Here is a 25,000-nt window from a genome sequence, read left to right as displayed (position 1 = left end):
TCTTAGCCTGTGAGACGGCCTAGAAACACCCCGAACTAGCGAGTGTTTTTATGTGGGTTTACTCTATGACTCCAGGGTAATTTTGCGGGATTATTCGCATTTTTCTGCGTCTTTTCGCATGTTTTCACCCATAAACCCACACAAACACTTATTATGAAAAGTTCATAATTTATCCCGTAGGGGGTGATTCCATCTTCAGCTCTGCACCCCAAAGAGTCCATGAAGTCCGGGGTATCTTTCATATTCTGAGATAGAATATAAGAATGACTCCTTCCGCATCACGTTTTAACGCACACGGAATGCGTCACCCCAACGCATCCACACACCACAACGCACCGATTGTCGACCCTGTCAAGCCGCCCGAACACATGGCCGCCGACGAGCAGATGGTAGAGGTACACTCCCACGGCTCCTCCGGCGTTGGCGTGCTCGACAAGGCAACCCTCATTCTTGACTGCCTCGAGGCAGGCCCCGTATCCCTGGGCGACCTCGTCAAGGCAACCGGTCTGGCACGCCCCACCGCGCACCGCCTCGCCGTGGCGCTGGCTCACCACCGTCTCGTAGCCCGTGACGTGCAGGGACGCTTCATGCTCGGACCCCGCCTGACCGAACTCGCGTCCGCCACCATTTCCGATGAGCTCATCACCGTGGCAGACCCGATTCTGCAGAAGCTCAGCCTCGAAGCTGACGAGTCCACCCAGCTGTACCGCCGCCAGGGCGACTGGCGTGTATGTGCGGCAACCGCGGCACGACCCTCCGGCATGCACGAATCCATCCCGGTAGGCACCCAGCTGTCCATGCAGGCTGGTTCCGCAGCCCAGGTTCTGCTGGCCTGGGAAGACCAGAACCGCATTGTTGAAGGCCTGCGCGACGCCCACTTCAGCGCCGCCATGCTCGCGGCTGTGCGCCGCATCGGTTGGGCGCAGTCCGTAGGTGAGCGCGAGCGCGGTACCGCCTCGGTCTCTGCTCCGGTGCGTGCGCCCGGTGGCAAGGTGATTGCGGCGGTGTCTATCTCAGGCCCGATTGACCGCATGACCCGCCAGCCGAACCGCAACTACCCTGAGCTGGTCGTTAAGGCTGCTCAGGCGATTACGGACGGTCTGCGTGAGCTTGCGGCGTCTCAGCAGGCTCCCTGCGCTGAGAGCACTGAAGAGGACTAAGCTTCAGTAGCGTATAGATTTAACGAAAAGAATCCCTCCCCGCCTCGGTTGAGGTGGGGAGGGATTCTTTTGTGCGCTCTTAGTCTGATGAGGCTTGTCCTGATGCGGTTTCGCAGGTGATATGCCGCTAAATGTCCAGCGCCTTGCGGTAGGCGTTGAGGCGCTTTGCTTCCTGCTGTACCGGGGCGACCACGCAGGACTGCACCGCCTTCTCCATGCCGGTCTGCAGGCGACCCCGCAACCTACGCGCGTAGTAGCGTGAGCCCATAGCGGTAAGTAGCCTGCCCACACCCGCCGAGGCGATGCCAAGGAGTATGCCCAGTAGCAGAAGCAGGGTCGGCAGGGGCACCGGGGAGCCCTCGGGGGTCGGGGCGGGCGGCAGTTGAATCTGCAGGTACGCCATGCCGGAAATCAGGGTCAGCCAGCCGACGCCCGCCAGGGCACTCAGTAGCGCGATCCACTGCAGGGCGTTGAAGATGACCCAGGGGGCGCGGGTGCGGCCCAGACCGTAGTCGATGCGCACCATGTCGCGTTCGAGCAGTTCGGGTAGCTCCGCCTCGCGGGAGAGGGCGGCTTCCTTCATGCTGCGCTTCCACGGTTCGTCGATGCGCGCCGCCATCTGCTTGCTGTATTGGCGCACGGCGTTTGCCATGCCTGCCTTCTGCGCGGCGCTCAGCGGGGGTAGCGAGGATGCCACCAGCTCGGGTGCGTTCTCGCTATCGGAACCGAGCATACCAGCGGACTTCTTGGCCTTAGATGCACTCTTCGTTTCCTCTTGCTGCCCCAGGTGTAGGCGGCGCAGGGGGTCAGCCTTCAGGCGGCTCATCCAGCGGGTGAGGATCCAGCCGGTGTGCTGACCCGCGGCGCGGCGGTAGGAGGCGGTTGCCGCCTCCAGAACCTGCTCTGCCTGGCTGGAGGTGTAGCATGCCTTCACGAGCTTCTGCTCCGCTTCGAGGGCGTAGGCTCCGGCGAGCACGGTCCCCTCTCCCCCGGCGTAGGTGCGCAGCTGGGAGGCGGTGGCGTGCAGCTGCGCGTCGGTTCGCTGCAGGGATAGGCTCTTGGCGGCGGCTACCTGGGCGAGCAGGTCGCGGAGCACGTCGATGCCCTCACCGGTTCGTGCGGAGACGGCAATGGGTGCGGCGAGCAGGTGCGCTTCGGTGCCCTCAGCCTGGAGCAGGCGGGTGAGGGAAGCGAGCACGGCGGGCACCTCGGCGGGTGCGAGTTTATCCGCCTGGTTGAGCACGCAGAGCGCCTGCGCGCCGGATGCGGCAAGCGGCACCATGAAGTCGCGGTGGATGACGGCGTCGGCGTATTTTTGGGGGTCGACAACCCAGACGAGTACGTCTACGTAGCGCATCATGCGGGCGGCGAGGTCGCGGTTGGTGGTGGTGACCGAGTCGAAGTCGGGCATATCCAGCAGGATGAGGCCGCCGGTGCGGGTGCGCATTTCGCCGCGTCCGCCGACTGCGCGGCGGATGCGGTTGAAGAGTCCGGGTGCCGGTTCGGTGACAGCATTGGGTGCCGCCACTCCCCCGGCTACTTTATTGTTTCCGCTGGCTTCGTTACCCTCGGTTGCCTCTCCTTCAGCGGCGAGCGCCTGAGTTTGCGGGTAGACGCGCTTGTCGATGCCGAGCCAGTCAAGTAGCTCTTCGCTGCCTTCGGCTTCCCAGATTGCCGCCTGCACAGTGGAGGTGGTCGGGCGTGTGGGAGCGGAGAGGGCAATGTTCTGCCCGGCGATGGCGTTGAAGAGCGTGGATTTGCCGCTGCCGGTCGCACCGAAGAAGCCGATGACGGTGTGTTCGGTGGAGAGTTCGCGGCGTTGGCTGAGACGTTCGAGGGTTTCGGCGGCGTCGAGCAGCACGGTTTCGGGGACTCGTCCTTCGCCGTAGCTGATGGCGTCCTTCAGGGATGCGACGGAGCGCACGAAGGGCGAGGTCGCCACGGTGGGGGTGGCGCCTCGCTCGGCGTTGCGCTCGGCGTTCTCGAGTTTCTTCTCGGGGGTAGTCATAGTGCGTTATTTCTTCGTCTGTGGTGCGGGGTGCCTGTCCGGAGTGGTTTAGCGGGCAACTGTGCCGTTAGTGTGGGCAGTTTGGCTCTGCGCGCTCATTTCTGCGGCGATGTTCTGCACCTGCTCGGCGGCGCGATGAATGTCCTCGGCATCAGCCTGCGGGTCGGTTTCTTCGAGTACCACGGTGAAGGGCTGAGCGTGCTCGGTGAGCAGATCCGCCATGCGTTCGAGCAGGTCGGTGCGGGCGCGGGTTGCCATGCGGCGCACCGCGTCTTCACCGAAGATGGACTCGAGCAGTTTGGTGCCGACCACGCCACTACCGCCGGCAATACCTGCCTCAATACCGGTAATGCCGCCGGTGAGGCTGAACGCGGCGACCATGAGCATCACGGCAGTGGCGTTCACACCCAGGGAGAGGAAGCGGGCGCGTTTGCGCTTGTCGGCGCCTTCTTCGCGAATCATTTCGAGCACGGAGCCCTGCCAGAGGCGAATCTGTTCGGCAACGGCTGCGGAGAAGATGTCCTCGGCGGACTGCACTTCGCCCTTCGCTTCGTTGCCCTTCACCTCACCGTTTGCGCCTGCGTTCTGTTCGGGTGCGGTGGAGACAGCCTGCGGCGCAACAGAAACAGCCTGCGGCGCATCAAGGCGCGCCAGCAGGGAGCGTCCGGCGCGGCTGGCACGCCAGCGGGTGCGGGTGTTTTCGGAGGCACGGGCGGCTGCATCCAGCACGACGGCGTGGATGCCGCTTTCGAGGGCGTCTTCTACCTTCTGTGCGGCGGCGGGCTGACCGCGCAGTGCGGAGCCGACGCGGTCGCGCAGGCGACCGATGGTGCTGTCGAGGGAGCGGAAGAAGTCGCCGGTTCCCACGAAGTCGTGCCAGCGCGAGAGCACTTCACCGCGTAGCAGCGAGCCGTCGGAGAGCGCCCCGTCAATGGTGGTCAGCGCGTCCTCGTATTCTTCGGCGGCGATGGTGGCAAGCGACTGGTGTGCCGCCTGCTGGCGTGCCTGTTCGGCGGCGAGCACCTGCAGGTTACCGGCGAGGGTTTCGACGGCACCGGCGAGGGTCTGCCGGGCGATGGCGGCGCGGGCAGGTGCGTCGGCGCCGAGTTCGCGGATCCACAGGGTCAGCGGGGCGAGGCTGACGGGTGCGAGCATGCCGCTTTCGTCGCGCGGCTGTTCGGTGACGGTGTGAATCAGTACGGCGTGGATTCCGGCCTCGTCGAGCATGCGTCGCAGGTCGTTTTCGATGGCTTCTTCGTCGCCTTCGGGCACACGGTTGAGCACCACGGCGATGGCGATGGAGCGTGCGGCTGCTTCGTGGAGCAGTTCCCAGGGCACGGCGTCGGCGTAGCGGTTGGCAGTGGTGACGAAGAGCCACAGGTCAGCGGCGGAGAGCAGCTCCTTGGCGAGGGTGCGGTTTTCCTCGGAGACGGAGTCGATATCGGGTGCGTCGATGAGCGCGATGCCCTGCGGTAGCGCCGAGGTAGTAATAGGAATGAGGGCGCGCGCAATCTTCGGGTCGAGGCCGGGTAGTGCCTGCGATCCGGCGTTCATGCCGGAGGTGCGGGTGCGCGGCAGGGTAGGCAGGAAGCGTTCGGGCGACAGCGCCGCTTCGTCTTCTGCGCGGTGCAGGAGTACGGGGTGGCGGGTGGTGGGTCGAATCGCGCCGGACTGGGTGAGCGGTTCGCCGAGAAGGGTGTTGACGAGGGTGGATTTGCCGGCGCCCGTGGAGCCTCCGACCACGATGGTGAGGGGGTTGTCGACGCTGGCGCTGCGGGGCAGGATGTAGTCGTCGAGTTGGCGTGCCATGGCGGCGAGCAGGGTGCGCGCGGTGGCGGTGCCGTGCTCGGCGGTGCCGTCGTGGGTGACGGTGTAGGGGGTGCCGGGGGTTTCGCCGGCTTCTACGTCGAGCGGGAGGGGGATTCGAGTGAGCAGTTCGCGAGCTGCTTTGAGCTGCGCATAGTCGGTGGTAGTCACAGCGCTATTGTCCCATAGGGCGCACCTGCTTCATGCCATGTTTGGGTGTTGGCGCGGTCGCGTTGTGGCTAGGTTGTGCGGATGGGGGTGCCCAGGCTGTGTGAGGGGCTGTTTTTGATAGGTGTTTGGACAACCTGAAGAGGTTGAGATACTACTTGCGCACAGGGTGCAACAACTCCAATTTATGATTTATTCATAAGAAGAGCAGGTGAGAAAATCCTTGAGTTTCCGCAGGAAAGCGGCATATTTCAATGCGGTCATCCGGAACACATTGGTATGTTTTATAACCCGCATAAAACGGGCAAATATTAAGATTTGATAACTTTTTACGCTCAAGCGCAGATATGGTCATTGTGAACCTGAAAGTACGCTTAGAATCATTGAGCACGACAACCAGGCAGGTCATAACCCACACCGATTCCTTCAGGCGGCTTCTGACCTGCCCTTTCTATCGCATCCGTACTCACCGCGGTATGCCACACCCATCGGGAACGCTCACCAACCCCTCACGCAACTGCAATCAACTGCCGTTGAGGTTCACTGCATCCGAGCTACCCGTTACTGCCTGCCCGTCTTTACTCTTGCGAAAGGTTGCGTATGTTCGGTTCGCTGTCACGTCGCCATCTTCTTGCTCTTTCTTCCGGAGCAGCATTGAGCGCACTCGCAAGCGCTTGCAGCCCCAGCGCAGTTTCTCGCCCTCAACCACTCACTGAACCTTCTCCCACTGATGCCGCACATGCGACTCAGAGCGCCCAGACTAAATCTGCGACCACCACGCGCAGCATCACCTACGCCGAGCCCCTGCCCGCATCCGCCCTGGACGGTCGCGGACCGGCGATCCTGCCCGATGAGTTCTTTGAGCGTTCCGGAAATTTCTCGAACGGTACCCTGAGCCATCGAGCCGTCAATGTCCCCCGCCCCACCATGCCCCCGGAAGCTAAAGAGCGCACCGTCGAGGGCCTGCACGCCTTCCTGCAGTACTGGGGTGCGGCGCAGAACTACATGCTCCTCACCGGTGACACCAATCCCTTCATGGATTTGCCCGGCCAGGAGCACTTTAGTCAGATGGCGCAAATGTACCGCGATATCTACCGCTACAACATTGGTTGGCTGGTCTCTAAGAACAACCACCCCATGTGCATTAACCTGAGCTCCCCGCAGCCGGTGCCCGCTACCGAGCAGGACGTCTACTGCTGGAAGGCGACCCTGAAGGTGGACGAAAACGCGTTCCTGTTCAACCATGAGACCCGTCAGCGTGAGCAGCTCACCGGTATCTACGGCAGCAATCAGAAGGCGGATGCTTACGTCTACTTTGGTGAAGAGGGCTGGCAGATGCTGGAGGATCCGAAGTCTTCCCCGAGTGCTACCGCCACCCCTGCGGCTACCGCTGAACCGTCCGCGAATATTCCGAGTGCGCACCCGACCCCGAATAAGAGCACCCCTTCTAAGGCGGCTCGTTATATTCGAGGCTCAGCCTAAAGCTTCTTTACATCCGTGCCTCAAAGAACCCGTCATATTGGGTGATATGAGGCACGGATGAGGGCTTTTATTTGTGTGCCACGCGTGAAATCTATAGGCTAGGGCTAGATGAGGTCCGCCCATTTTCGCCTCAATACGCGTCTACCCGCCCTGCGGGTGACTGCTTCGCGCCCTCCTGTAGGGGCGTGATGTTAGGCTGAGAATTGGAGCGTGAGCTCTTCACTTATCACCGATACTTCCGCATCACAGCACATTCAAGGGGATCACTATGATTCACAGCCGCCGCCACTTTATTGCGCTTACGGGCACCGCCGCCCTGGGTGCGATGCTTGCCGCTTGCGGTTCCAAAAAGACTGCGGAGGCGACCGCCTCCCCCACTGCTTCCGCTTCGATTGCGGGTGCCTACGACAATCTGTCGGGCGAGCTGAAGTGGACCAAGTACATTCCCGGTAATGGCGCAGCTCCGATGAGTAGCACCGACCCGGAAACCGGTCAGGTCTACACGATTGAGCCGACTGCCGGCCCGGCAAGCGTTGATTCTAAGGCGAGTGCCGTGCCCATCCCGATTGAGGATGAGAGCATGTACGACAAGAACGCCCGCGGTCTGCGCGCCACCTTCGCGTATTTTGCGGCGGCGGTGAACTATGCCCGCATGACCGGTGACCCCGGTCCTGCTCTGCAGGTGGTTCAGGCTCAGAACTCTACCAACCGTGCGGCGCTGGAGAAGCTGCGTGCATTCTATGCTCCCGGTACGAACTGGCTGGTGGGCGGCGAGTGGACGTTCCGTCTGACCGATAAGCAGCCGACGACCCGCGGCACTAAGTATGCGTGGGCGTGCACCGTAACTCAGGCGCACGGTATGCAGGTTGAGAAGGCGACCAATACGACCAAGCCTCTGGAAGACACTGAGGCACAGGAGATTAAGGCTCTCTACGCTGAGTACGATGAAGAGGCGAAGCGCTGGTTGGTAATTGCGCCTCAGCAGTACGATCCCGCGTTGACCCCGAAGCCGACGCAGACTCCGCGTGCGCATCCTTCCTCGACCTATACCCCGACGGTGACTGATGACAGCACCGTGGCGGCTAATGCTGGCGCACACACCGGCGCGAATACTTCGGGTAACGGCACGGCTCAGGGCACTTCTCAGAATGGTGCCGCGCAGAACGGTGGTGCGCAGGCTCCTGCCGCCCAGAACGGTTCCCGTCAGTACACTGGCTCCCAGAACGGTGGTGCGCAGACCGGCACCGGTCAGGGTGGCGCGGCTCAGGCTCCTCAGCCTGCCGCTACCCAGGCGCCTGCGGCTACCGCGCAGCCTGTGGCAACTCAGCCTGCCGCTGCGACGGTTCAGCCGAGCGCAGCGCCCGGTGCTCCTGATCCCGGTGCCGCTCAGCCCGGTGCCGCTGGTGGAGATGCTGCTCCCGCGGCGGGTGCCCAGTAGCCCCTCCCCTATAGACAATCCCTATAGACGTTGAACGCGTCCTCTCCTTCACTATTCCCTGTGCCCCTTTCGGTGCGCTGTTGCCGCTGGTTGCGGTAAGTTCGCTGATGGGCGGCATATCACGCTCGTTTGAGCGCTGGTACACACGGGTGTGAAGGCGGGGGCGCGTTATACTTAGGACTGTCTCTAGAGGGATGTCCGCGTGTGATATCCGCTCGTCGAGGCTTTCTCTCACTCGTCTCTCACCTGAGATTCTCACTCGAAAGGTATTCCGTGGCGCTTTTCCCCATGACCTCCGGGCTTCCCAGTTCCACTACCGGCATCAGCCGCCGTTCTGCTCTGCGCTACGCGGGTGCGGGCGTTGCGGGCGTGTCTTTGAGCGCCCTACTGGTTGCGTGCGGTGGTTCTTCGTCCACCAGCGAGGACGCTGATGCGGATACCCCTCAGATTTCCCCCTCTGCTTCTGCGCGCGCTGACTTTAGCGGCGAGGTAACCTTCGATAACTACGAGAAGAAGGGTGATTTCATTCCGGCGACCGAGTCTGCTCCCGCGCAGAACGTGCCGTTCCCCAAGCGTCCAGCGAGCGCTTCGGAGAACTCGGTGCAGGGTCTATACGATTCGATTGCGTTCGTGTATGCGGCGATTAACTACCTGGTGCTGACCGGTGATGCGGCTCCGCTGCGTGAGTCGAAGGCTGATGAGAAATTCATTGCTTCGTTCTCTTCGTTTATGGATGAGTCGAATGAGAGCTCGCAGAATCGTGATTGGTTTGTGTCGCCGAAGGTGACCATGTCTGCGTTCACTGCAGTTCCTGCGCTGGTGAAGAAGAGCGTGCAGTGGACCTTTGACTTGGTGATTGATTTGGGTCCGACCGTGGTGATTGACGGTGCTCCTGCGGAGATGTCTGAGAAGGTGCGCCGTACTGAGCGCGGTCTGGTGATTACCGGTGTGCGCCACGATAATGACTGGACTTTGACTATTCAGGATGAGTACGAGGCTCAGGCATCGGCTCAGCCGCAGAATGGTGGCGCTAATGGTGGTGCCAGCGGTGGTGCCGCTAACGGCGGTAATGCTGGCAATTCCGGCAACTCCGGTAATGGCGGCAATTCTAATGGTGACAACCTTTAAGCCCTCAGATGGATGAGGCATCATGCCCTAACTCGCACTCGGGTTAGGGCATGATCTGTTTTACTCTGGTAGTAACGAGCTTTCCTGGATTCAAGGTTTTTCTCTTATGTCTTCTTTTTCTCAGTCTTTCTCGCGCCGTTCTCTGCTGCGTTTGGGCTTGGGCGCATCCGCTGTTGCCGGTTCTGCGGCGCTGTTGAGCGCGTGCGGCTCGGGTAGCTCTAGCCAGCAGTCGGGTTCTCAGGGCGGTAGCCTGAACGGTTCGAAGTCGAGCGCTAACCCGAATGGGTACAGCGATGATGGTCAGAACTATTCGGGTCTGGTGGAGTACACCCACTATGAGGGTGCGGTGAATTATGAGCAGGGTACGGTGGATCATCCGCCGCGTAATGCTCCGAAGCCGAAGGTGACTGATGCTCTGTCGGCGAATACGGTGACGGGTTTTCATGAGGCGATTGCCTATTTTGCGGCGGCTATGGATTATCTGGTGAAGACCGGTAGCACGGATGCGTTCTCGACCGGTATTCAGCTGTCGTCGAAGACTCGCTCTGAGGTGGATGCTCTGTCGGCTTCTATTCTTGCGGGTGTGGAGAAGGGTTCCTGGTATGTGAATCCGTCGGCTTCCTATGCGCTTTCGAGTGCGCAACCGTCCATTATGAGTGATGGCAACCTGCTGTTTAAGGGCAAGTACACTCTGGACTTCGGTGCGGAGGCGGTGGCTGAGGGCAAGATCCAGCCGGTGGTTGCCTCGGCGAGCGCTTCGGCGTCTGCTGAGCCTACTGAGCCGTCCGAGGATGCGCTGGTGTCTGACGCGGCGTCCCCTACTGCTTCGGCTTCTGCTACTGCTACTGCGGCGGGTCCGGCTTCTCGGGTAACGGTTCAGGAGTGCGATTTCCGCGGTCGCTACCACGCTGATTCTAAGATGTGGGAGCTGAGCGTGGCGTACGGTGCCACTGTTCAGGGTGCCACTGCCCAGGGTAGCGCTGCTCAGGGCGGTGTTTCCTCTGCGAGCGCGGCAGCATCCGGTTCGGCTTCTGCGCCCTCTTCTGCCGCCGCTTCTGCTGAGGCGTCCGTTGAGGCGTCCGCCACCTCCGCGGCGTCATAGTTCGTCATAACGCTTTTATCTGCGAGGCGCTTCTCACGCTTCGTCCGCTCAACTCTGTATCCTGTTGGGTTTGCGGCTAAACTGGTTGCAATCACCGACTGACTGAAAGGTATCACTATGTCCGAGAACCTGACCCGCCGCGCGGCGCTGGGTGTACTGGGCGTCAGCTCCATGGCTTTGCTGGCGGCTTGTGGCTCTAAGGCTACTTCTGAGGCGTCTGCTTCCGCTTCTGGCTCTGAGAGCGCTTCTGCTGCTGCTTCTGGGTCTGCTACCGCCTCGCCCTCTGCTTCTGCATCGGCGTCTGCTTCCCCGTCCGCTTCTGCGTCGGCTTCGGCTACTGCGACGAACTCTCCGCTGCCTAACGACAATAAGGATTACAGCGGCGTAGCGAAGCTGGAGAAGATGGAGGATCACGGCGAGTACCAGCCGGGTAACGCTGAGCACCCGCCGCAGAACGTGCCGTCCCCGATCGTTCCGGAGGCTATGCACCAGAATTCGGTGGCTGGCTTTGCGGCGGCTCTGGCGTACTTCGGGGCGGCGTTTGAGTACCTGCTGCGTACCGGCGATATGCACTACATGAACGAGGTCAGCACCGATCAGGAGACCTTGGCGGCAATGAAGAAGTACGCGGATTCCACTAAGGCAGGTATTGACGAGAAGAAGACCTGGTACGTGAACCCGACCGCTACTTTGACTATTGGCACCAAGCACCCTGTTCTGGCGCAGGGCGCGTACAACTGGACCGTGACTCTGAACGTGGATCTGGGTGAGAAGCTGTTCAAGGACGGCAAGGAGCAGACCGTGGCGGCTGATAAGCGTCACGTGAAGATGTTCGGTGAGGCTGTTGGCCGCTACCTGAACAACAAGTGGGACCTTCACATGGACATCAACTAGTCCTCTGAGGCTGGTTCTCTCCCCCGCTTTTAGCGTTGTGCCGTCTCAGGATGCGGTTTTCTACTGTTTTTTCCATTGATGGCAATAAAATTTGTGGCTCCAGCTTGCGGTGAACAGAGTTCACCACTACTCTTATATACAGAGGTTGTCTTTTGGGCTACATAATGTTTCTAGAGAGCGCCGCACATTCATCATCCTTTGTCGAGAAAGGGTTTGTGCGGCGCTTTTCTGTACCCTCTTTCTGAACCTCGTTCCTTGAGGTTTTTCTCTGGCATTATTACGAACTGTGACCGCAGGTTTAAACCTACTGCCGGTGAGTAGTAGAGTTGCCACGTAACCGATTATTCATTGCGGAGACCCCGTCGCGGCTGGCCTCCCCTAAGCTCATGAAGGAGCACCCCATGGCAAAGATTCTCAACAGCATTGTTGAAGCAACCGGCCAGACCCCCCTGGTTAAGCTGAACCGACTGGACGAAGGTCTTCCCGGTAACGTAGCGGTCAAGCTTGAGTTCTATAACCCCGCAGGTTCGGTCAAGGACCGCATCGGCCGCGCCATCATTGACGCTGCTGAGAAGTCGGGTGCGCTGAAGCCCGGCGGCACCATTGTTGAGGGCACTTCCGGTAACACCGGTATTGCGCTGGCTATGGTGGGTGCTGCTCGCGGTTACCGCGTCATCCTGACCATGCCGGAGACCATGTCTGCTGAGCGTCGCGTGCTGCTGCGCGCTTACGGTGCTCAGATTGTTCTGACCCCCGGTACCGAGGGTATGCGCGGCGCTGTGGAGAAGGCTAAGGAAATCGTTGCGACCACCGAGAACGCTATCCTGGCGTCCCAGTTCTCCAACGAGGCGAACCCCACCATTCACTACAACACCACCGGCCCCGAGATTTGGGAAGCAACCGACGGTAAGGTCGACATTTTCGTGGCGGGTATTGGCACCGGCGGCACCATCTCCGGTACCGGTAAGTACCTGAAGGAGCAGAACCCGAACGTTAAGGTTGTTGCGGTTGAGCCGAAGGACTCCCCGCTGCTCTCCGAGGGTCGCGTTGGTCCCCACAAGATTCAGGGCCTGGGCGCTAACTTCGTTCCCGACACCCTGGACCGCGGCATCTACGATTCGGTGACTCCGGTCAGCGCTGAGGACGCTATGCGCACCTCCCGCCTGCTGGCTACCCAGGAAGGTATTCTGGGCGGTATTTCTTCCGGTGCGGCTGTGTGGGCTGCTCTGGAGGAAGCTAAGAAGTCTGAGAACAAGGACAAGCTGATTGTGGCTATCGTTCCCGACTTCGGTGAGCGTTACATCTCTACCGCTCTGTACGAGGATATCCGCGGCTAATTGAGCTTCTGAGCCCCCGCTATCGGGAGGCGTCAGGTTTATAGTGCTACGCCCCGTCTGCCGGTTGCATACACGGCAGGCGGGGCGTTTCTATGCCCTCTGCGAACTGTACGGCGAGGAGCTGAGCTGTTCCGCCGCTCCCCTGTTGGTCCCCGGCTGTTCTTTTCTACCGTCCCGCGCGCATCCGCCGCGGTTGAGCAGTGACACGGGCGGGTGCGTCCATCATGTTGCTGATTGCGGTGGGAATAGCCGAAAGGGTCCCGTTGTTGGTACCTTTGGAAAGGTCGCATACACAGAGCGCGACCGATGAGGGAAAGGGAACCCATGAGTTTTATTGCGCGTCTGCGTGAAGATATTGAGAACGTCCGCCAGCACGACCCTGCTGCGCGCGGCGCTGTCGAGATTGCGCTGAACTATTCGGGTATGCACGCCATTTGGGTTCATCGTCTGACCCATAAGCTCTGGCAGAAGGATGAGACGAAGGCTCTGGCTCGTACTCTTTCGCAGTTTGCTCGTTTTCTGACCGGTGTGGAGATTCACCCCGGCGCGACCATTGGCCGCCGTTTCTTCATTGATCACGGCATGGGCATTGTCATTGGTGAGACCGCTGAGGTTGGTGACGACGTGATGCTGTACCACGGCGTGACCCTGGGCGGTCGCTCCCTGGAGAAGGTGAAGCGTCACCCCACTATTGGTGACCGTGTGACCATTGGTGCAGGTGCTAAGGTGCTGGGTCCGGTGGTTATTGGTGCCGATAGCGCTATTGGCGCGAACGCTGTGGTGGTCAATGATCATCCGGCTGATTCGATTATTACCGGCATTCCGGCGAAGCACCGCCCGCGTACCCCGGAGAAGAAGAAGCCGCTGGTGGACGCTGTGGAGTATATTGACCCCGCCATGTGGATTTAGCGCTTGGCAAGTGTTTTGAGGCGGTAGAGGCGCGGCTGGAGGCTCCTAGCTAATATCCGCAACGCCTCTCCCCTACGGTTCTTCCCCTAGGGACGCTTCTCTTTAGCACCCCGCGCAACAACATATTGAAGATATAACGAAAGCCCGCCTTCGACCGGATTCTCATCCAGCCGAAGGCGGGCTTTGACGTATTCAGCTACGGGAGCTTAGTGAACGTGAATGTCCGCTGCGTTCACCTCAGAACGGTCACCGCTCCACATGGTGTGGAAGGCGCCCTCTTCGTCAATACGACCGTAGGTGTGTGCACCGAAGAAGTCACGCTGACCCTGAATCAGGGATGCGGGCAGGCGGTCGCGGCGCAGACCGTCGTAGTAGGACAGTGCGGAAGCGAACACCGGCACGGGGATGCCCAGTGCGGTTGCCTTAGCCACCACGCGACGCCAGGAAGGAACGAGCTCCTCCATGAGGTTCTTGAAAGCGGGTGCCAGCAGCATGTTTGCGGGTGCTTCGCCTGCGTAGGCAGCCATGATGTCGCCCAGCAGCTCGGCGCGGATGATGCAGCCTGCACGCCACAGCGATGCGATGGTGTCCAGCTTCAGGTCCCAACCGTATTCTTTGCCTGCGCGGGTGAGCAGGTCCATGCCCTGTGCGTACGCAACGAGCTTGGATGCGAAGAGTGCGCGGCGCACATCCTCAACGAACTCGGGGTCGCCTGCACCGATGCCGGTGGTTGCAATCAGACCTGCGGGCAGTTCGCGCTGTGCCTGCTCGCGCTGCTCACGCTCAGAGGAGGAGAGGGCGCGTGCGAACACGGACTCTGCGATAGCGGAGACGGGGGAACCGAGGTCCAGGCCAGCCTTAGCGGTCCACAGGCCGGTACCCTTCTGACCCGCTGCGTCAACGATAACGTCAACCAGGGGCTTGCCGGTCTTTGCGTCTACCTGTGCGAGCACCTCAGCGGTGATTTCGATCAGGTAGGAGCTCAGGTCGCCTTCGTTCCAGGTCTTGAAGATTTCTGCCTGCTGTGCCGGCTCAATGCCTGCGATGGAGCGGAGAATGTCGTATGCCTCGCCGATAACCTGCATATCGGCGTACTCGATACCGTTGTGGACCATCTTCACGAAGTGACCCGCACCGTCGGTGGAAATCCATGCGCAGCAGGGTGCGCCGTCCTGCGGTGCCTTCGCTGCGATCTTTTCGAGCAGCGGGCCCAGGTGCTTGTAGGACTCTGCGGAACCGCCGGGCATCATGGAGGGGCCCCAGAGAGCGCCCTCTTCGCCGCCGGAGACGCCAACGCCCACGAAGTGCAGGCCCTTTTCAGCCAGGGCGTGCTCGCGGCGGATGGTGTCGGGGAAGTGGGAGTTACCGCCGTCAATAATGATGTCGCCCTCATCGAGCATGGGGGTGAGCTGCTCGATAACAGCGTCGACGGGTGCGCCCGCCTTGACCATAATCAGGATGCGGCGGGGAGACTCGAGGGAGTCGACGAGTTCCTGCAGGGACTCGGTGCGGATGAAGTCGCCGTCTGCGCCGTGCTCAGCCAGCAGTGCGTCGGTCTTCTCTACGGAACGGTTGTGCAGTGCCACGGTGTAGCCGTTACGTGCCAGGTTGCGGGCGAGGTTTGCGCCCATGACAGCAAGGCCGGTGACACCAATCTGTGCCTTCTTGTTTTCAGTCATGTATATAAGGATACGCGCTGAGGGCAGGCTATATATAGGTGGACTGCAGTTTTATGCCCGAAGGAATCACAGTTCCGGCTGGATTATCTTCGTGAGCTTCCCGCCAGGCACCCTCGCGGTGGGTAATGGGTAAAGAAAACCGGGTAAACAAAACTGGGTAAACAAAAACCCCGGCACCTTGCGGCACCGGGGTAATCGGTGGGTCCTACCGGGATCGAACCGATGACATCCACGGTGTAAACGTGGCGCTCTACCAGCTGAGCTAAAGACCCGTAGTTCTCACTGTTTCGTTTTCGTTCCAGTGGCGAACACAAGAAAAAACTATACGGGCTTCTGGCACGACATGCAAATCCATAACACGTGTTCTATGTCTCAATATTTTTTTCACTTTCCCACTGCACCCCACACTAAGCCACAACAAGTCATGTTGGACCATTACCTTTTAGGCAGGTCACACCCCTTCATTCCGCGCCATTCCGCCAACCCCGTCATTCCGCGCTATTTAGGTACAAAAAGACCCTAACTAGTACTTTTGATGCGTATTTTTCCCACTCAGATAGTCACAATGCGAAACCCACATCACAAAAACCCTCATTTGAGACCAAGAGAGGCGCCTTTAGGTCTAAGATAGTAGAGATAAGAAGCGATGTGGGTCTTACGGACCTATAGCGCTTAAACACAAAGATTGTTCGACAACGCAACAACGCGCGGCGGGCGATCTCACAACCGCACAGAAGAGAGGTTGGATTAGTTTGGCTAACGTACCGAACGAGCACTCCCTGAGCACCCTTCTCGATGGCTTCAAGGACATCGACGTAGAAGAGACCCAGGAGTGGGCCGAGTCCCTCGAGGACCTTATCAAGACTCACGGCACCGAGCGTGCAGAGTACATCCTTCGCGCACTGCTCAAGGAGGCTGGCGCAAAGGGCGTAAAGGTCCCGACTCTGGTCAAGACCGACTACATCAACACCATCCCCGCCGACCAGCAGCCCGAGTACCCCGGTGATGAGGAACTCGAGCGCCAGTACCGCGCATGGATTCGTTGGAACGCAGCAATCATGGTTCAGCGTGCCCAGAAGAAGGGCATCGGCGTTGGCGGTCACATCTCCACCTTCGCAGGTGTGGCTGACCTCTACGAAATGGGCCAGAACCACTTCTTCCGCGGCCGTAACCACCCCGGTGGCGGTGACCAGGTCTTCTTCCAGGGTCACTCCTCCCCCGGTGTCTACTCCCGCGCATTCGTTGAAGGCGTCCTGAGCGAAGAGCAGATGGACGGCTTCCGCCAGGAGAAGACCAAGGGCGCAGACGGTATTCCTTCGTACCCGCACCCCCGTTGCATGCCCGAGTTCTGGCAGTTCCCGACCGTTTCCATGGGTCTGGGCCCCCTGAACGCAATCCACCAGGCATCCTTCAACAAGTACCTGCACAACCACAAGATCAAGGACACCTCCGAGCAGCACGTCTGGGCATTCCTGGGCGACGGCGAAATGGACGAGCCCGAGTCGCGTGGTGCACTGCAGCTGGCTGCAAACGAGCACCTGGACAACCTGACCTTCGTCGTCAACTGCAACCTGCAGCGTCTGGACGGCCCCGTTCGCGGTAACGGCAAGATCGTTCAGGAGCTCGAGGCATTCTTCCGCGGCGCAGGCTGGCACGTCATCAAGGTCCTGTGGGGCTCCGACTACGACGAGCTGCTCAAGAAGGACAAGAGCGGCAAGCTCATCCAGCTGATGAACGAGACCCTCGACGGTGACTACCAGACCTTCCGTGGCGAAGACGGTGGCTACATCCGCGAGCACTTCTTCGGCAAGTACCCCGAAACCAAGGAACTCGTTGCAGACCTGACCGACGAGCAGATCTTCAACCTGCGCCTGGGTGGCCACGACGACAAGAAGCTCTACGCAGCCTACAAGGAAGCTATGGAGACCAAGGGCAAGCCCACCGTCATCCTGGCACAGTCCATTAAGGGTGCGGAGCTCGGCCCCTACTTCGAGGCACGTAACTCCACCCACCAGATCAAGAAGTTCACCATGGAAGCGCTGAAGGGCTTCCGTGACCACCTGAACATCCCCATCTCCGACGAGGAGCTGGAGAAGGATCTGTACAACCCGCCGTACTACCTGCCCGAGGCAAACCACCCGGCACTGCAGTACATGCAGGCACGCCGTAAGGAACTCGGCGGTTACATCCCCGGCCGTGCAAACACCCAGCCTGAGATTATCCTGCCCGAGTCCAAGGTCTACGCACAGACCAAGAAGGGCTCCGGCAAGCAGACCGCTGCTACCACCATGGCGTTCGTCCGCCTGATGAAGGACCTCATGCGCGTGAAGGGCTTCGGTCACCGTATCGCTCCCATCACCCCCGATGAGGCACGTACCTTCGGTATGGACTCCTTCTTCCCCTCGGCTAAGCTGTACAACCCCAACGGTCAGAACTACGTGCCCGTTGACCACCAGCTCATGCTCACCTACACCGAGTCCCCCGAGGGCCAGATCGTTCACGTGGGTATTAACGAGGCAGGCGCAACCGCTGCGTTCATCGCACTGGGCTCCTCCTACGACACCCACGGCGAGCCGATGATCCCGATTTACATCTTCTACTCGATGTTCGGCTTCCAGCGCACTGGCGACGGCTTCTGGGCTGCTGCCGACCAGCTGTGCCGCGGCTTCGTCATCGGTGCAACCGCAGGTCGTACCACCCTGTCCGGTGAGGGTCTGCAGCACAACGATGGCCACTCCCCGATTCTGGCGTCCACCAACCCGGCGTTCAAGATCTACGACCCGGCTTACGGCTACGAGATCGCTCACATCGTGGAGCGCGGTATCGAGCAGATGTACGGTACCAAGGACGAAGACCACAACGTCATGTACTACCTGACCGTGTACAACGAGCCGATTCACCAGCCTGCTGAGCCGGCAAACGTTGACGTTGAGGGCATCATCAAGGGTATCCACAAGATTAGCGAGTCCCCGCTGACCTCCGGCCCCAAGGCACAGCTGCTGGCATCCGGCGTTGCTGTTCCGTGGGCTGAGAAGGCTCAGCAGCTGCTGGCTGAGGACTGGGGCGTCTCCGCAGACGTCTGGTCTGTCACCTCGTGGACCGAGCTGCGCCGCGACGGTATTGCCGCTGAGGAAGAGGCTCTGCTGAACCCGAACCAGCCCGCTCGCGTTCCTTACGTGACCCAGAAGCTGGCTGGCGCTGCTGGCCCGATCGTCGCGACCACCGACTTCGCTTCGGAGGTTCCCGACCAGATCCGCCAGTTCGTTCCGAACGACTTCGCAACCCTGGGTGCTGATGGCTTCGGCTTCGCAGACACCCGCCCGGGTGCACGTCGCTTCTTCCACATCGATGCAGAGTCGGTTGTTGTCCGCACCCTGCAGATGCTGGCAAAGCGCGGCGAGGTTGCAGCAGATGTTCCCGCGAAGGCATTCGCTAAGTACGACCTGCTGAACGTGAACGCTAACTCCGAGCTGGAGCAGCACTAAGCATTTAGCGGTAGAACCCCGGTTCTGCGTTAGACGCTAAACGATGCCCCCGGTTGATGAATCATCAACCGGGGGCATTATATTTATTGGTTTTTGAGAACCCACTCTTTATACCGAAGATTAACTTCTGATTGCCGCTGTCGCTGTTCTTCTAGTTTTGTTTCATTATCTCGAATGAGCGGTTTTTGGTATGAGGCTACGAGGTTGGCAAGACCTTGAGCCATTCCTGTATCTTTACTGCATTGTGCTTCAATGACGCTGAGTCGAATTTCTTCTTCTGATGCCGGGGCATTTCCATCACCGCTAGCGCGGGTTGCATTTGATAGCTCTTTTGTACCCCATTCTTGGTCGCCTTTTCGTGGCGTTAGACCTTTATCTGATAGGCATTTCCACCATGCTTCACGGTATTTTTTCCATTCGGGATGATTCATGGCAGCTGCATAAGATTCGCCGTGGATTCGACGATAGGCTTCTGAGAGGCCACTTTGCTCTTCGATGCTGATGCCCGCAATCTCTTTCATAGTGGATGAGATTTCAGGCATGCACTGTTCCATGATTTTTGTGTCATAGCCCGCGGACGATGGTGCATTCCCAGATCGCTTGAAGTTTCCATATTTGGCGGCGTATTCGGGGTTCCAGAGACCAAACTCGCGACCGGACGAAACGATTTTAATATCTTCTATATCCGGGATATATATTTCGTAGGATTGGCCGTGTTTTGCAAAACAGCGCTGCCTGAGAATTTCCAAGGCTTGAGTGTAATACTGGGAATTTTCATCTAAAAGGTCATTGTATTCTTCGAGTGGAGTAATGATTCGGTTGTTTTTATAGTCTAGAGTTGCTTGGGCTGTTTCATCACGTTCTAGTTTCGGGCCTGTAGAACAGGATGTGCAGGCTAGCGTGAATGCAAATGTTAAAGCCATTGCGGGCTGAAAGATTTTCTTGAGGTTCATGATTTTTTCCTTTCAAGAACAACAAGGGGATATATTTTATGGTTGGGTGGCATAGTACTTATGCAATACCACGCCACCCAACCATCTATACGGGGAAATTACTTTTTGCGGTGAAGGGAAGTGATCTTATCGTTCCAGTCTCCGTTCCACCAATTTCGACCTTCATAGAAACCTTCGAGGCTGTTGAAGTCGCGATAATTGATATCGAATGAGAATCCCTGGTAGTTTTCATCCTGATAAGCGACGTAACGTTCGCCATAGCTTCGGATGGAAGATACGCGATCATTCATATCGCCCAGGTGATGCACGTCCCAGTCGCCGTGGGTGTCGTGAATACCGCCTGCCTCGTTATAGTTACGCCAGTCGTAAAAGACTGCGGCGTTACCGGCGGGCATCGCTGCCATGGTAGCTGCCGTTGCAACCATCGCGGTTGCAAGAGCCTTGTAGAGCTTCATCGTAAACTCCTAGTGTTTTGAGAAGGATATCCTTCTGCGTGAGTGAGATACGTTTCACGGCCTGGTGTTTACCAAGTCGTTCTCTTAGCTACAACCCCTATCTATGTAATCGGAATCATATTTAAGAGGTGGCTACAATGTAGCACTCATTAAGGAGCCTTTTCAAGCAATGGATGAGGCATATGTCACAAAATTTAAGGGTGTATGTATAATAAGGGCTGTAAAATTTGGTATTTGGAGCCATTTGCACACTGATAATTTTTTACACAAATATTTTATGTGACTAAAATCACTCAAAAGATACTCTTTATAATACTAAAGCAATGCCCCCGGCTGGTGATTCATCAACCGGGGGCATTCGTGTTTTAACTCAACCGCATGTTTTAACCGATGTAGCCCGGAGGTAACGACTATTACCTCCGGGCTAAATCAGTTATTGGGGCACCGGTGAGGCTAGCCGGCGAAGTGGCCGGTCACCTCCGCCAGACGCGCCGGATTCACCAGATCAGGGTGCGTACCCTCCAGCAGCACCGCACGGAACGACGAGGCATGCGCCGACCAACCCGCCGCATCCAGGTACGGCTGATCCTCATGCGGCACACCCACCAGCAACACGTCCCCTTCAAAGAACGCCTGCTCAGCACCACGCATCAACGCCGCCGAAGCGCGCATACTACCCAGGCACACGCCCAGCTTCTCCTCCGGTAGGTAACCCATCGCCGACCCCGCCTTCTGCAGGCGTTCCAGGGTACTCGGCAGGTCAAGCTGCTCATCGGCGGCAGGCTCCGGCAAACCACCCATACGCAGCAGCGCACGGAAGCTCTCCTGCTCATCCGGCGCAGGCACACCCTGCCACTGCTCCGAAGGATACGCATCCAACAGGACGACGCGCTCAACCTGCGCACCCGCAGCCTGCGCCAGAGCCGCAACCTGCACCGCGGCAGTACCGCCAACAGACCAGCCCATCAACGCAAAACGACGCGGCAACGAACGCTCCGCCAGGGTCTTCTCAATCTGTGCCAGGTAGCCCTCAGCCAACTCCTGCAGACTCGACGCAAACCCAGCCTGCGGATCAGAGAACGCCTCAGCCTGCACAGCATACACACCCTGCTGAGCCGGAAGATGCGAAAGGTACCCCGCATAGCACCAGCCCAAACCACCCGCAGGCGGCAGGATAAACAGCGGCGCGGGGGCATCGGTAGCGTCATGCGCGGTAGGTTGTTCTCGCAGCGGCAGAACCGGCGCGAACTCCGCACCCTCGCCGCGCTCGCCCGCAATGGACGCCGCCAAAGCCTGCACGGTCGGATGTGCAAAAAGCGCACCGATGCTCACGCTCAGACCCAGCTGTTCCTCAACCGCGGCAATCACCTCAAGAGCCGCCAGCGAATGACCGCCCGAGGCGAAGAAGTCCTCATCCACGCCGAAACGCTCACGACCCAGCACACCGGCAATAATCGAGCACAGCTGCTGCTCCAGCAGACCGTGCGGGCCCTCAGCATCAGAAGTCTGCGGGGTCAGGTCCAGGGACGCCAACAGCTTGCGATCCGCCTTACCGGAGGGGCTCACCGGCAGAGCAGGCAGGGTATGCCACAGGGTCGGCACCATGTAGTCCGGCAGAACCTGCGCACAATGCTCGCGCGCCGTCTCCACCAGCTGCTCGGCACGCTCGGCGGGCACGTCGCCGACCTCCAGCACCGCCGCCAGGGCAGGCTCACGCAGGCCGCGGTACAGCAGAGCCACCGAAGCGCTCACACCCTCAACCGCGGCAAGAGCCATCTCAATATCGCCCAGCTCCAGGCGCTGACCGCGCACCTTGATCTGATAGTCCGTGCGGCCGCGGTAGCCAATGACGGCGCGACCATCGGGAAGAATCTCCCAGCACGCCAAATCGCCCGTACGGTACAGGCGCTGACTCTCACCGTTCAGCAGCGCGAGCGCACCGGCAGGAGCCTGCTCCACGAAAGCCGCCGCGGTCGCCTGCGGGTTGTTCTTGTAGCCGCGCGCCAGCTGCACACCCGACAGGTGCAGTTCACCCGTCACACCCACCGGCACGGGGTGGCCGGTCGGGTCAAGAATCAGGGTGCCGGTGTTCCAGACCGGCTCGCCAATGGGCACGCTCTCGCGCTGCGGGTCGTTGGACGTCTCCCAGAAGGTCACGTCCACCGCCGCCTCGGTCGGGCCGTAGAGGTTCAGCGGGTACACGCCCAGAACCTCGCCCGCAGCCTGCACCTGGTCCTTCTGCAGCGCCTCACCCGAGCAGACCACGTAGCGCAGGGGCTGCTCCCGGTCCTGACCGAAGCCGGCATCAGCCAGGATGCGGCGCGCCGCCGGCGAAGAGGTCAGCGCCGACAGCATGGTCGGCACAAAGTGCACCGCCGTGACGGACTGCTCGGCAATCACGCGCGCCAGGTATGCGGGGTCGCGGTGACCCTCCGGGGCGGCAATGACCACGGCGGCACCCTCGGCGAGAGGCCAGTACAGCTCCCACACGTGCACGTCAAAGGAGATGGGAGTCTTGTGCAGAACGCGGGCGCCCTCCCCCACCGGAATCTGGTGCTGCTGCCAGCGCAGGCGGTTATCAATCGCGCGGTGGCTGATGGCAACGCCCTTAGGCCTGCCCGTAGAACCGGAGGTGAAGAGCACGTAAGCGTCCTCGTCCAGGCCGGTTTTCGTGCCCGGAAGCTCCTCAGCGGCGGGTGCCTGTACAGGTTCCTCGATGCTCAGCTGCGGTAGGGTGTGCTGGGGCAGGTTCGCGTGACGCTGCGGTTCCTGCGGGTTCAGCTCTTCCGCGCTCAGCGGCTGCAGACCGGGGCCGTGCAGCAGCAGGGAACATTCGGCGTCCTCCATCATCACGCCCACGCGCTCGGCGGGCAGATCAGGAAGCACCGGCACGTAGGTGGCGCCAGCGTACAGCAGGGCGTACAGCGCCACGTACTGCTCGGCGCCGCGGTGCACACGCAGACCCACCGCGTCGGAAGGGCAAACGCCCCAGTCCAGCAGCTGCACGGCAAGCGCACGGGCGCGCTCGTCCAGTTCGGCATAGGTGAGGGCGCGGTCAAAAGCGTAGGCGCGATCCGACTCGGGGGTGAGCACCTCACCGGGCGCGGGGGCAGAATCCAGCACCGCGAGCGCCTGCGGATGCGCCGCCACCGCGTCACGGAAGCGGCCCAGCAGGGTCTTGTACTCCATCGGGTGCTCGGTAAGCGCCGGGGCGGTCAGCTCGCGCAGGGTCGCAAGCTCCGCCTCGGTCGCCAAACCCAGGTTGTTCAGGGAGGCACCCTCGCGCTGCGCCTCCGCCGCGTAGGCGGGCAACCACTCGCGCAGGCGGGCGGCGTGACGTTCCAGCTCCTCAGCGGTGTAGAGCGCCGGGTTCATGTCAATCTCGCAGGAGATGCTGTTGCCGCGGCCGGGCATGCCGCGCAGGGTGAAGGTCGCGTCAGCAACGGGACCGGCAGAGATATTGTGAATGCGCGCGGTCGGTACCGCGGCTCCGGACTCGTCCTTCGAGGGCGCCGCCAGCGGCAGCACCGCATCAAAGGGCACCATGTTAATCTGCGCACCAAACAGCCTGGACTGGGCATTACGCGCAGTACGCTCGAGGTCTTCCTGACGAGCCAGCGGATGCTCCGCATTGCGGGCGTACTGTTCCTTCACCGAGTGCAGGGACTCCGCGATGGGGCCAGTCGCCGCAACCTGCACCGGCAGAACGTTCACCGCGGTACAGCCGGTCTGCGCGCTCGCCGTGCCCAGGGCGCGGGTCGCCTCCGGCAGGGTGCGGGCGAACATGCGGTTCATCTGCGGCACACCGAACGAAGCCTGCGGGTAGCCACCCACACGCGCCAGGTACGAGCCGACGGCCGCGGTCGCCAGCACCGGCCAGGAGACAGCGTGCTGCTTTGCCGCATCCAGCAGGGCCTGCTGGGTGGGTACGTCAATGCTGAACGCCAGGCGCACAGACTGCGCCGACGGGGATGCGGTACGACCCGCCAGGGAGGTGTCTTCCTGCTCCAGGGCGCCGCTCGCCTCCCAGAAGGCGACGTCTTCGTCGCGGGCGTCGGAGGCGGCATCGTCGGCATCGAGTAGCTGTTGCAGGCTCATGCGGCGGGTTGCCGGAACCGGCTGACCGGCGGACAGAGCGCGGTATATCGCCGCCACGCGGGAGAGGCCGTTGAACGCCGCGAACCCGTCGGCAACCACGTGGGAGAAGGAATGGTACACCCAGAGGAACCCGCCATAACGCGCCACTGCGCTGCGTACGGTCACGCCCTCATCGGTGGCGAGGGGCTGGGCGAGTAGGCGCTGTGCCCAGGAGCGTACCGGCGCGGGCAAATCAGAGTCAGGCAGGGCTGATTCGGGCAGGTCAGAGGCGTTCTCCTCCCCCGCCTCAGCGGTGCCGCTCAGCTCGCCCTCCTCCAGTTCGCCCCCGTCCAGTTCGCCATCATCCACGAGCAGGTCAATGCCCGCGAGGAACGCCTCCTCGGTCAGAATCTGCTGGGAGGCAGCACCGTCGGCAATGCGGGTGCGCACGCGGAAGCCCTCGTTCTCGCGGTAGAGCTGTTCAAAAGCCTCACGCAGAAGAGCGAGGTCGGTGTCTGCGGGGCATTGCAGAACCTCCGCGGTGTTGTAGCAGGGGTTCGTCGGGTCAATCGCGGCGGCAAAATAGATGCCGCGTGCGTTAGTGGTCAGCGGCAGCCAGGGGCTGTCAGCGCTGTGCTGTGCGGAGGGGTTCGCGGCGGTGCGAAGGTCGGAAGCAGTCCCGAAGCTAGCGGGTGCGGTAGTATCAGCTACGCCCATGGTGGCCTCTCAAAGGTCTGGATTAGGGGTCTGGATTAGGGATGATATGCGGTGTGTTAAAGGTAGGTGTGAAAGGCAGGCTACTGCCCCGCCGCTTCACGCTGACAGAAGTGCGCTGACAGAAGTGCGCTGACAGAAGTGCACTGACAAGGGTAAACGCAGCTACACAATACGGCGTAAAACCGGCGCACAGAAAAACGAA

Annotated in this window: 15 protein-coding genes and 1 tRNA gene; 9 read left to right on the top strand and 7 right to left on the bottom strand. The window is 60.4% G+C overall.

What is annotated here, in order from left to right:
* The first annotated feature begins 263 nt into the window (after positions 1–263).
* Entirely contained in the window at positions 264–1,160 is an 897-nt protein-coding gene (locus ROTMU0001_RS00225) for an IclR family transcriptional regulator (RefSeq protein WP_005507443.1), read from the top strand.
* A 127-nt stretch (positions 1,161–1,287) separates the two neighbouring features.
* Here the strand turns inward: ROTMU0001_RS00225 and ROTMU0001_RS00220 are convergent, their stop codons facing one another.
* Both ROTMU0001_RS00220 and ROTMU0001_RS00215 read right to left on the bottom strand, forming a co-directional pair.
* Entirely contained in the window at positions 1,288–3,168 is a 1,881-nt protein-coding gene (locus tag ROTMU0001_RS00220; RefSeq protein WP_005507442.1) for a GTPase, read from the bottom strand.
* A gap of 48 nt (positions 3,169–3,216) precedes the next feature.
* The gene (locus ROTMU0001_RS00215) at positions 3,217–5,145 is read right to left on the bottom strand and encodes a dynamin family protein (protein ID WP_005507441.1); all 1,929 of its coding nucleotides are present in this window, start codon (positions 5,143–5,145) and stop codon (positions 3,217–3,219) included.
* A 651-nt stretch (positions 5,146–5,796) separates the two neighbouring features.
* Here ROTMU0001_RS00215 and ROTMU0001_RS00210 point away from each other — a divergent pair.
* The 7 genes from ROTMU0001_RS00210 (at position 5,797) to epsC (ending at position 13,432) form a co-directional block, all read left to right on the top strand.
* Positions 5,797–6,624 (top strand): DUF6318 family protein, encoded by an 828-nt coding sequence (locus tag ROTMU0001_RS00210; RefSeq protein WP_155115014.1) that lies wholly within the window; start codon positions 5,797–5,799, stop codon positions 6,622–6,624.
* 268 nt (positions 6,625–6,892) lie between these two features.
* The gene (locus ROTMU0001_RS00205; RefSeq protein ID WP_005507438.1) at positions 6,893–8,062 is read left to right on the top strand and encodes a DUF6318 family protein; all 1,170 of its coding nucleotides are present in this window, start codon (positions 6,893–6,895) and stop codon (positions 8,060–8,062) included.
* Between the two features lie 273 nt (positions 8,063–8,335).
* Positions 8,336–9,190 (top strand): DUF6318 family protein, encoded by an 855-nt coding sequence (locus tag ROTMU0001_RS08920; RefSeq protein WP_005507437.1) that lies wholly within the window; start codon positions 8,336–8,338, stop codon positions 9,188–9,190.
* 106 nt (positions 9,191–9,296) lie between these two features.
* The gene (locus ROTMU0001_RS00195; protein WP_044141544.1) at positions 9,297–10,292 is read left to right on the top strand and encodes a DUF6318 family protein; all 996 of its coding nucleotides are present in this window, start codon (positions 9,297–9,299) and stop codon (positions 10,290–10,292) included.
* 117 nt (positions 10,293–10,409) lie between these two features.
* The gene (locus ROTMU0001_RS00190) at positions 10,410–11,186 is read left to right on the top strand and encodes a DUF6318 family protein (protein ID WP_005507435.1); all 777 of its coding nucleotides are present in this window, start codon (positions 10,410–10,412) and stop codon (positions 11,184–11,186) included.
* Between the two features lie 401 nt (positions 11,187–11,587).
* On the top strand, positions 11,588–12,523 hold the full coding sequence (gene cysK, locus ROTMU0001_RS00185; RefSeq protein ID WP_005505601.1) for a cysteine synthase A: 936 nt from the start codon (positions 11,588–11,590) through the stop codon (positions 12,521–12,523).
* Between the two features lie 324 nt (positions 12,524–12,847).
* Complete coding sequence (gene epsC / locus ROTMU0001_RS00180) at positions 12,848–13,432, top strand: serine O-acetyltransferase EpsC (RefSeq protein ID WP_005507433.1); 585 nt, start codon at positions 12,848–12,850, stop codon at positions 13,430–13,432.
* Positions 13,433–13,638: 206 nt separating this feature from the next.
* On the opposite strand, the gene gndA is transcribed toward epsC, so the two are convergent.
* Both gndA and ROTMU0001_RS00170 read right to left on the bottom strand, forming a co-directional pair.
* Positions 13,639–15,111, bottom strand: a complete 1,473-nt coding sequence (gene gndA, locus ROTMU0001_RS00175; protein ID WP_005505596.1) for an NADP-dependent phosphogluconate dehydrogenase — start codon at positions 15,109–15,111, stop codon at positions 13,639–13,641.
* A gap of 199 nt (positions 15,112–15,310) precedes the next feature.
* Positions 15,311–15,383: transfer RNA gene (locus ROTMU0001_RS00170), tRNA-Val, on the bottom strand.
* 480 nt (positions 15,384–15,863) lie between these two features.
* On the opposite strand from ROTMU0001_RS00170, the gene aceE reads away from it, so the two are divergent.
* A complete protein-coding gene (gene aceE / locus ROTMU0001_RS00165; RefSeq protein WP_005507429.1) occupies positions 15,864–18,596 on the top strand; it encodes a pyruvate dehydrogenase (acetyl-transferring), homodimeric type in 2,733 nt (910 codons plus the stop codon).
* 83 nt (positions 18,597–18,679) lie between these two features.
* On the opposite strand, the gene ROTMU0001_RS00160 is transcribed toward aceE, so the two are convergent.
* The 3 genes from ROTMU0001_RS00160 to ROTMU0001_RS00150 form a co-directional block, all read right to left on the bottom strand.
* The gene (locus ROTMU0001_RS00160) at positions 18,680–19,549 is read right to left on the bottom strand and encodes a hypothetical protein (protein WP_044141541.1); all 870 of its coding nucleotides are present in this window, start codon (positions 19,547–19,549) and stop codon (positions 18,680–18,682) included.
* Between the two features lie 98 nt (positions 19,550–19,647).
* A complete protein-coding gene (locus tag ROTMU0001_RS00155; RefSeq protein ID WP_005507425.1) occupies positions 19,648–20,004 on the bottom strand; it encodes a beta/gamma crystallin family protein in 357 nt (118 codons plus the stop codon).
* 453 nt (positions 20,005–20,457) lie between these two features.
* A complete protein-coding gene (locus ROTMU0001_RS00150) occupies positions 20,458–24,798 on the bottom strand; it encodes a non-ribosomal peptide synthetase (protein WP_005507424.1) in 4,341 nt (1,446 codons plus the stop codon).
* Positions 24,799–25,000: the final 202 nt, after the last annotated feature.

This window comes from Rothia mucilaginosa ATCC 25296, assembly GCF_000175615.1.
Taxonomy (GTDB): domain Bacteria; phylum Actinomycetota; class Actinomycetes; order Actinomycetales; family Micrococcaceae; genus Rothia; species Rothia mucilaginosa.
Note: the sequence above shows the minus strand (reverse complement) of the source record. Positions and strands in the feature narration are given on the sequence as shown.

Coding starts and splice junctions, on each gene's coding strand:
- epsC (WP_005507433.1), top strand. CDS start 12,848: ATGAGTTTTATTGCGCGTCTGCGTGAAGATATTGAGAACGTCCGCCAG.
- ROTMU0001_RS00225 (WP_005507443.1), top strand. CDS start 264: ATGACTCCTTCCGCATCACGTTTTAACGCACACGGAATGCGTCACCCC.
- cysK (WP_005505601.1), top strand. CDS start 11,588: ATGGCAAAGATTCTCAACAGCATTGTTGAAGCAACCGGCCAGACCCCC.
- ROTMU0001_RS00150 (WP_005507424.1), bottom strand. CDS start 24,798: ATGGGCGTAGCTGATACTACCGCACCCGCTAGCTTCGGGACTGCTTCC.
- ROTMU0001_RS00155 (WP_005507425.1), bottom strand. CDS start 20,004: ATGAAGCTCTACAAGGCTCTTGCAACCGCGATGGTTGCAACGGCAGCT.
- ROTMU0001_RS00195 (WP_044141544.1), top strand. CDS start 9,297: ATGTCTTCTTTTTCTCAGTCTTTCTCGCGCCGTTCTCTGCTGCGTTTG.
- ROTMU0001_RS00160 (WP_044141541.1), bottom strand. CDS start 19,549: ATGAACCTCAAGAAAATCTTTCAGCCCGCAATGGCTTTAACATTTGCA.
- ROTMU0001_RS00205 (WP_005507438.1), top strand. CDS start 6,893: ATGATTCACAGCCGCCGCCACTTTATTGCGCTTACGGGCACCGCCGCC.
- ROTMU0001_RS00220 (WP_005507442.1), bottom strand. CDS start 3,168: ATGACTACCCCCGAGAAGAAACTCGAGAACGCCGAGCGCAACGCCGAG.
- gndA (WP_005505596.1), bottom strand. CDS start 15,111: ATGACTGAAAACAAGAAGGCACAGATTGGTGTCACCGGCCTTGCTGTC.
- ROTMU0001_RS00190 (WP_005507435.1), top strand. CDS start 10,410: ATGTCCGAGAACCTGACCCGCCGCGCGGCGCTGGGTGTACTGGGCGTC.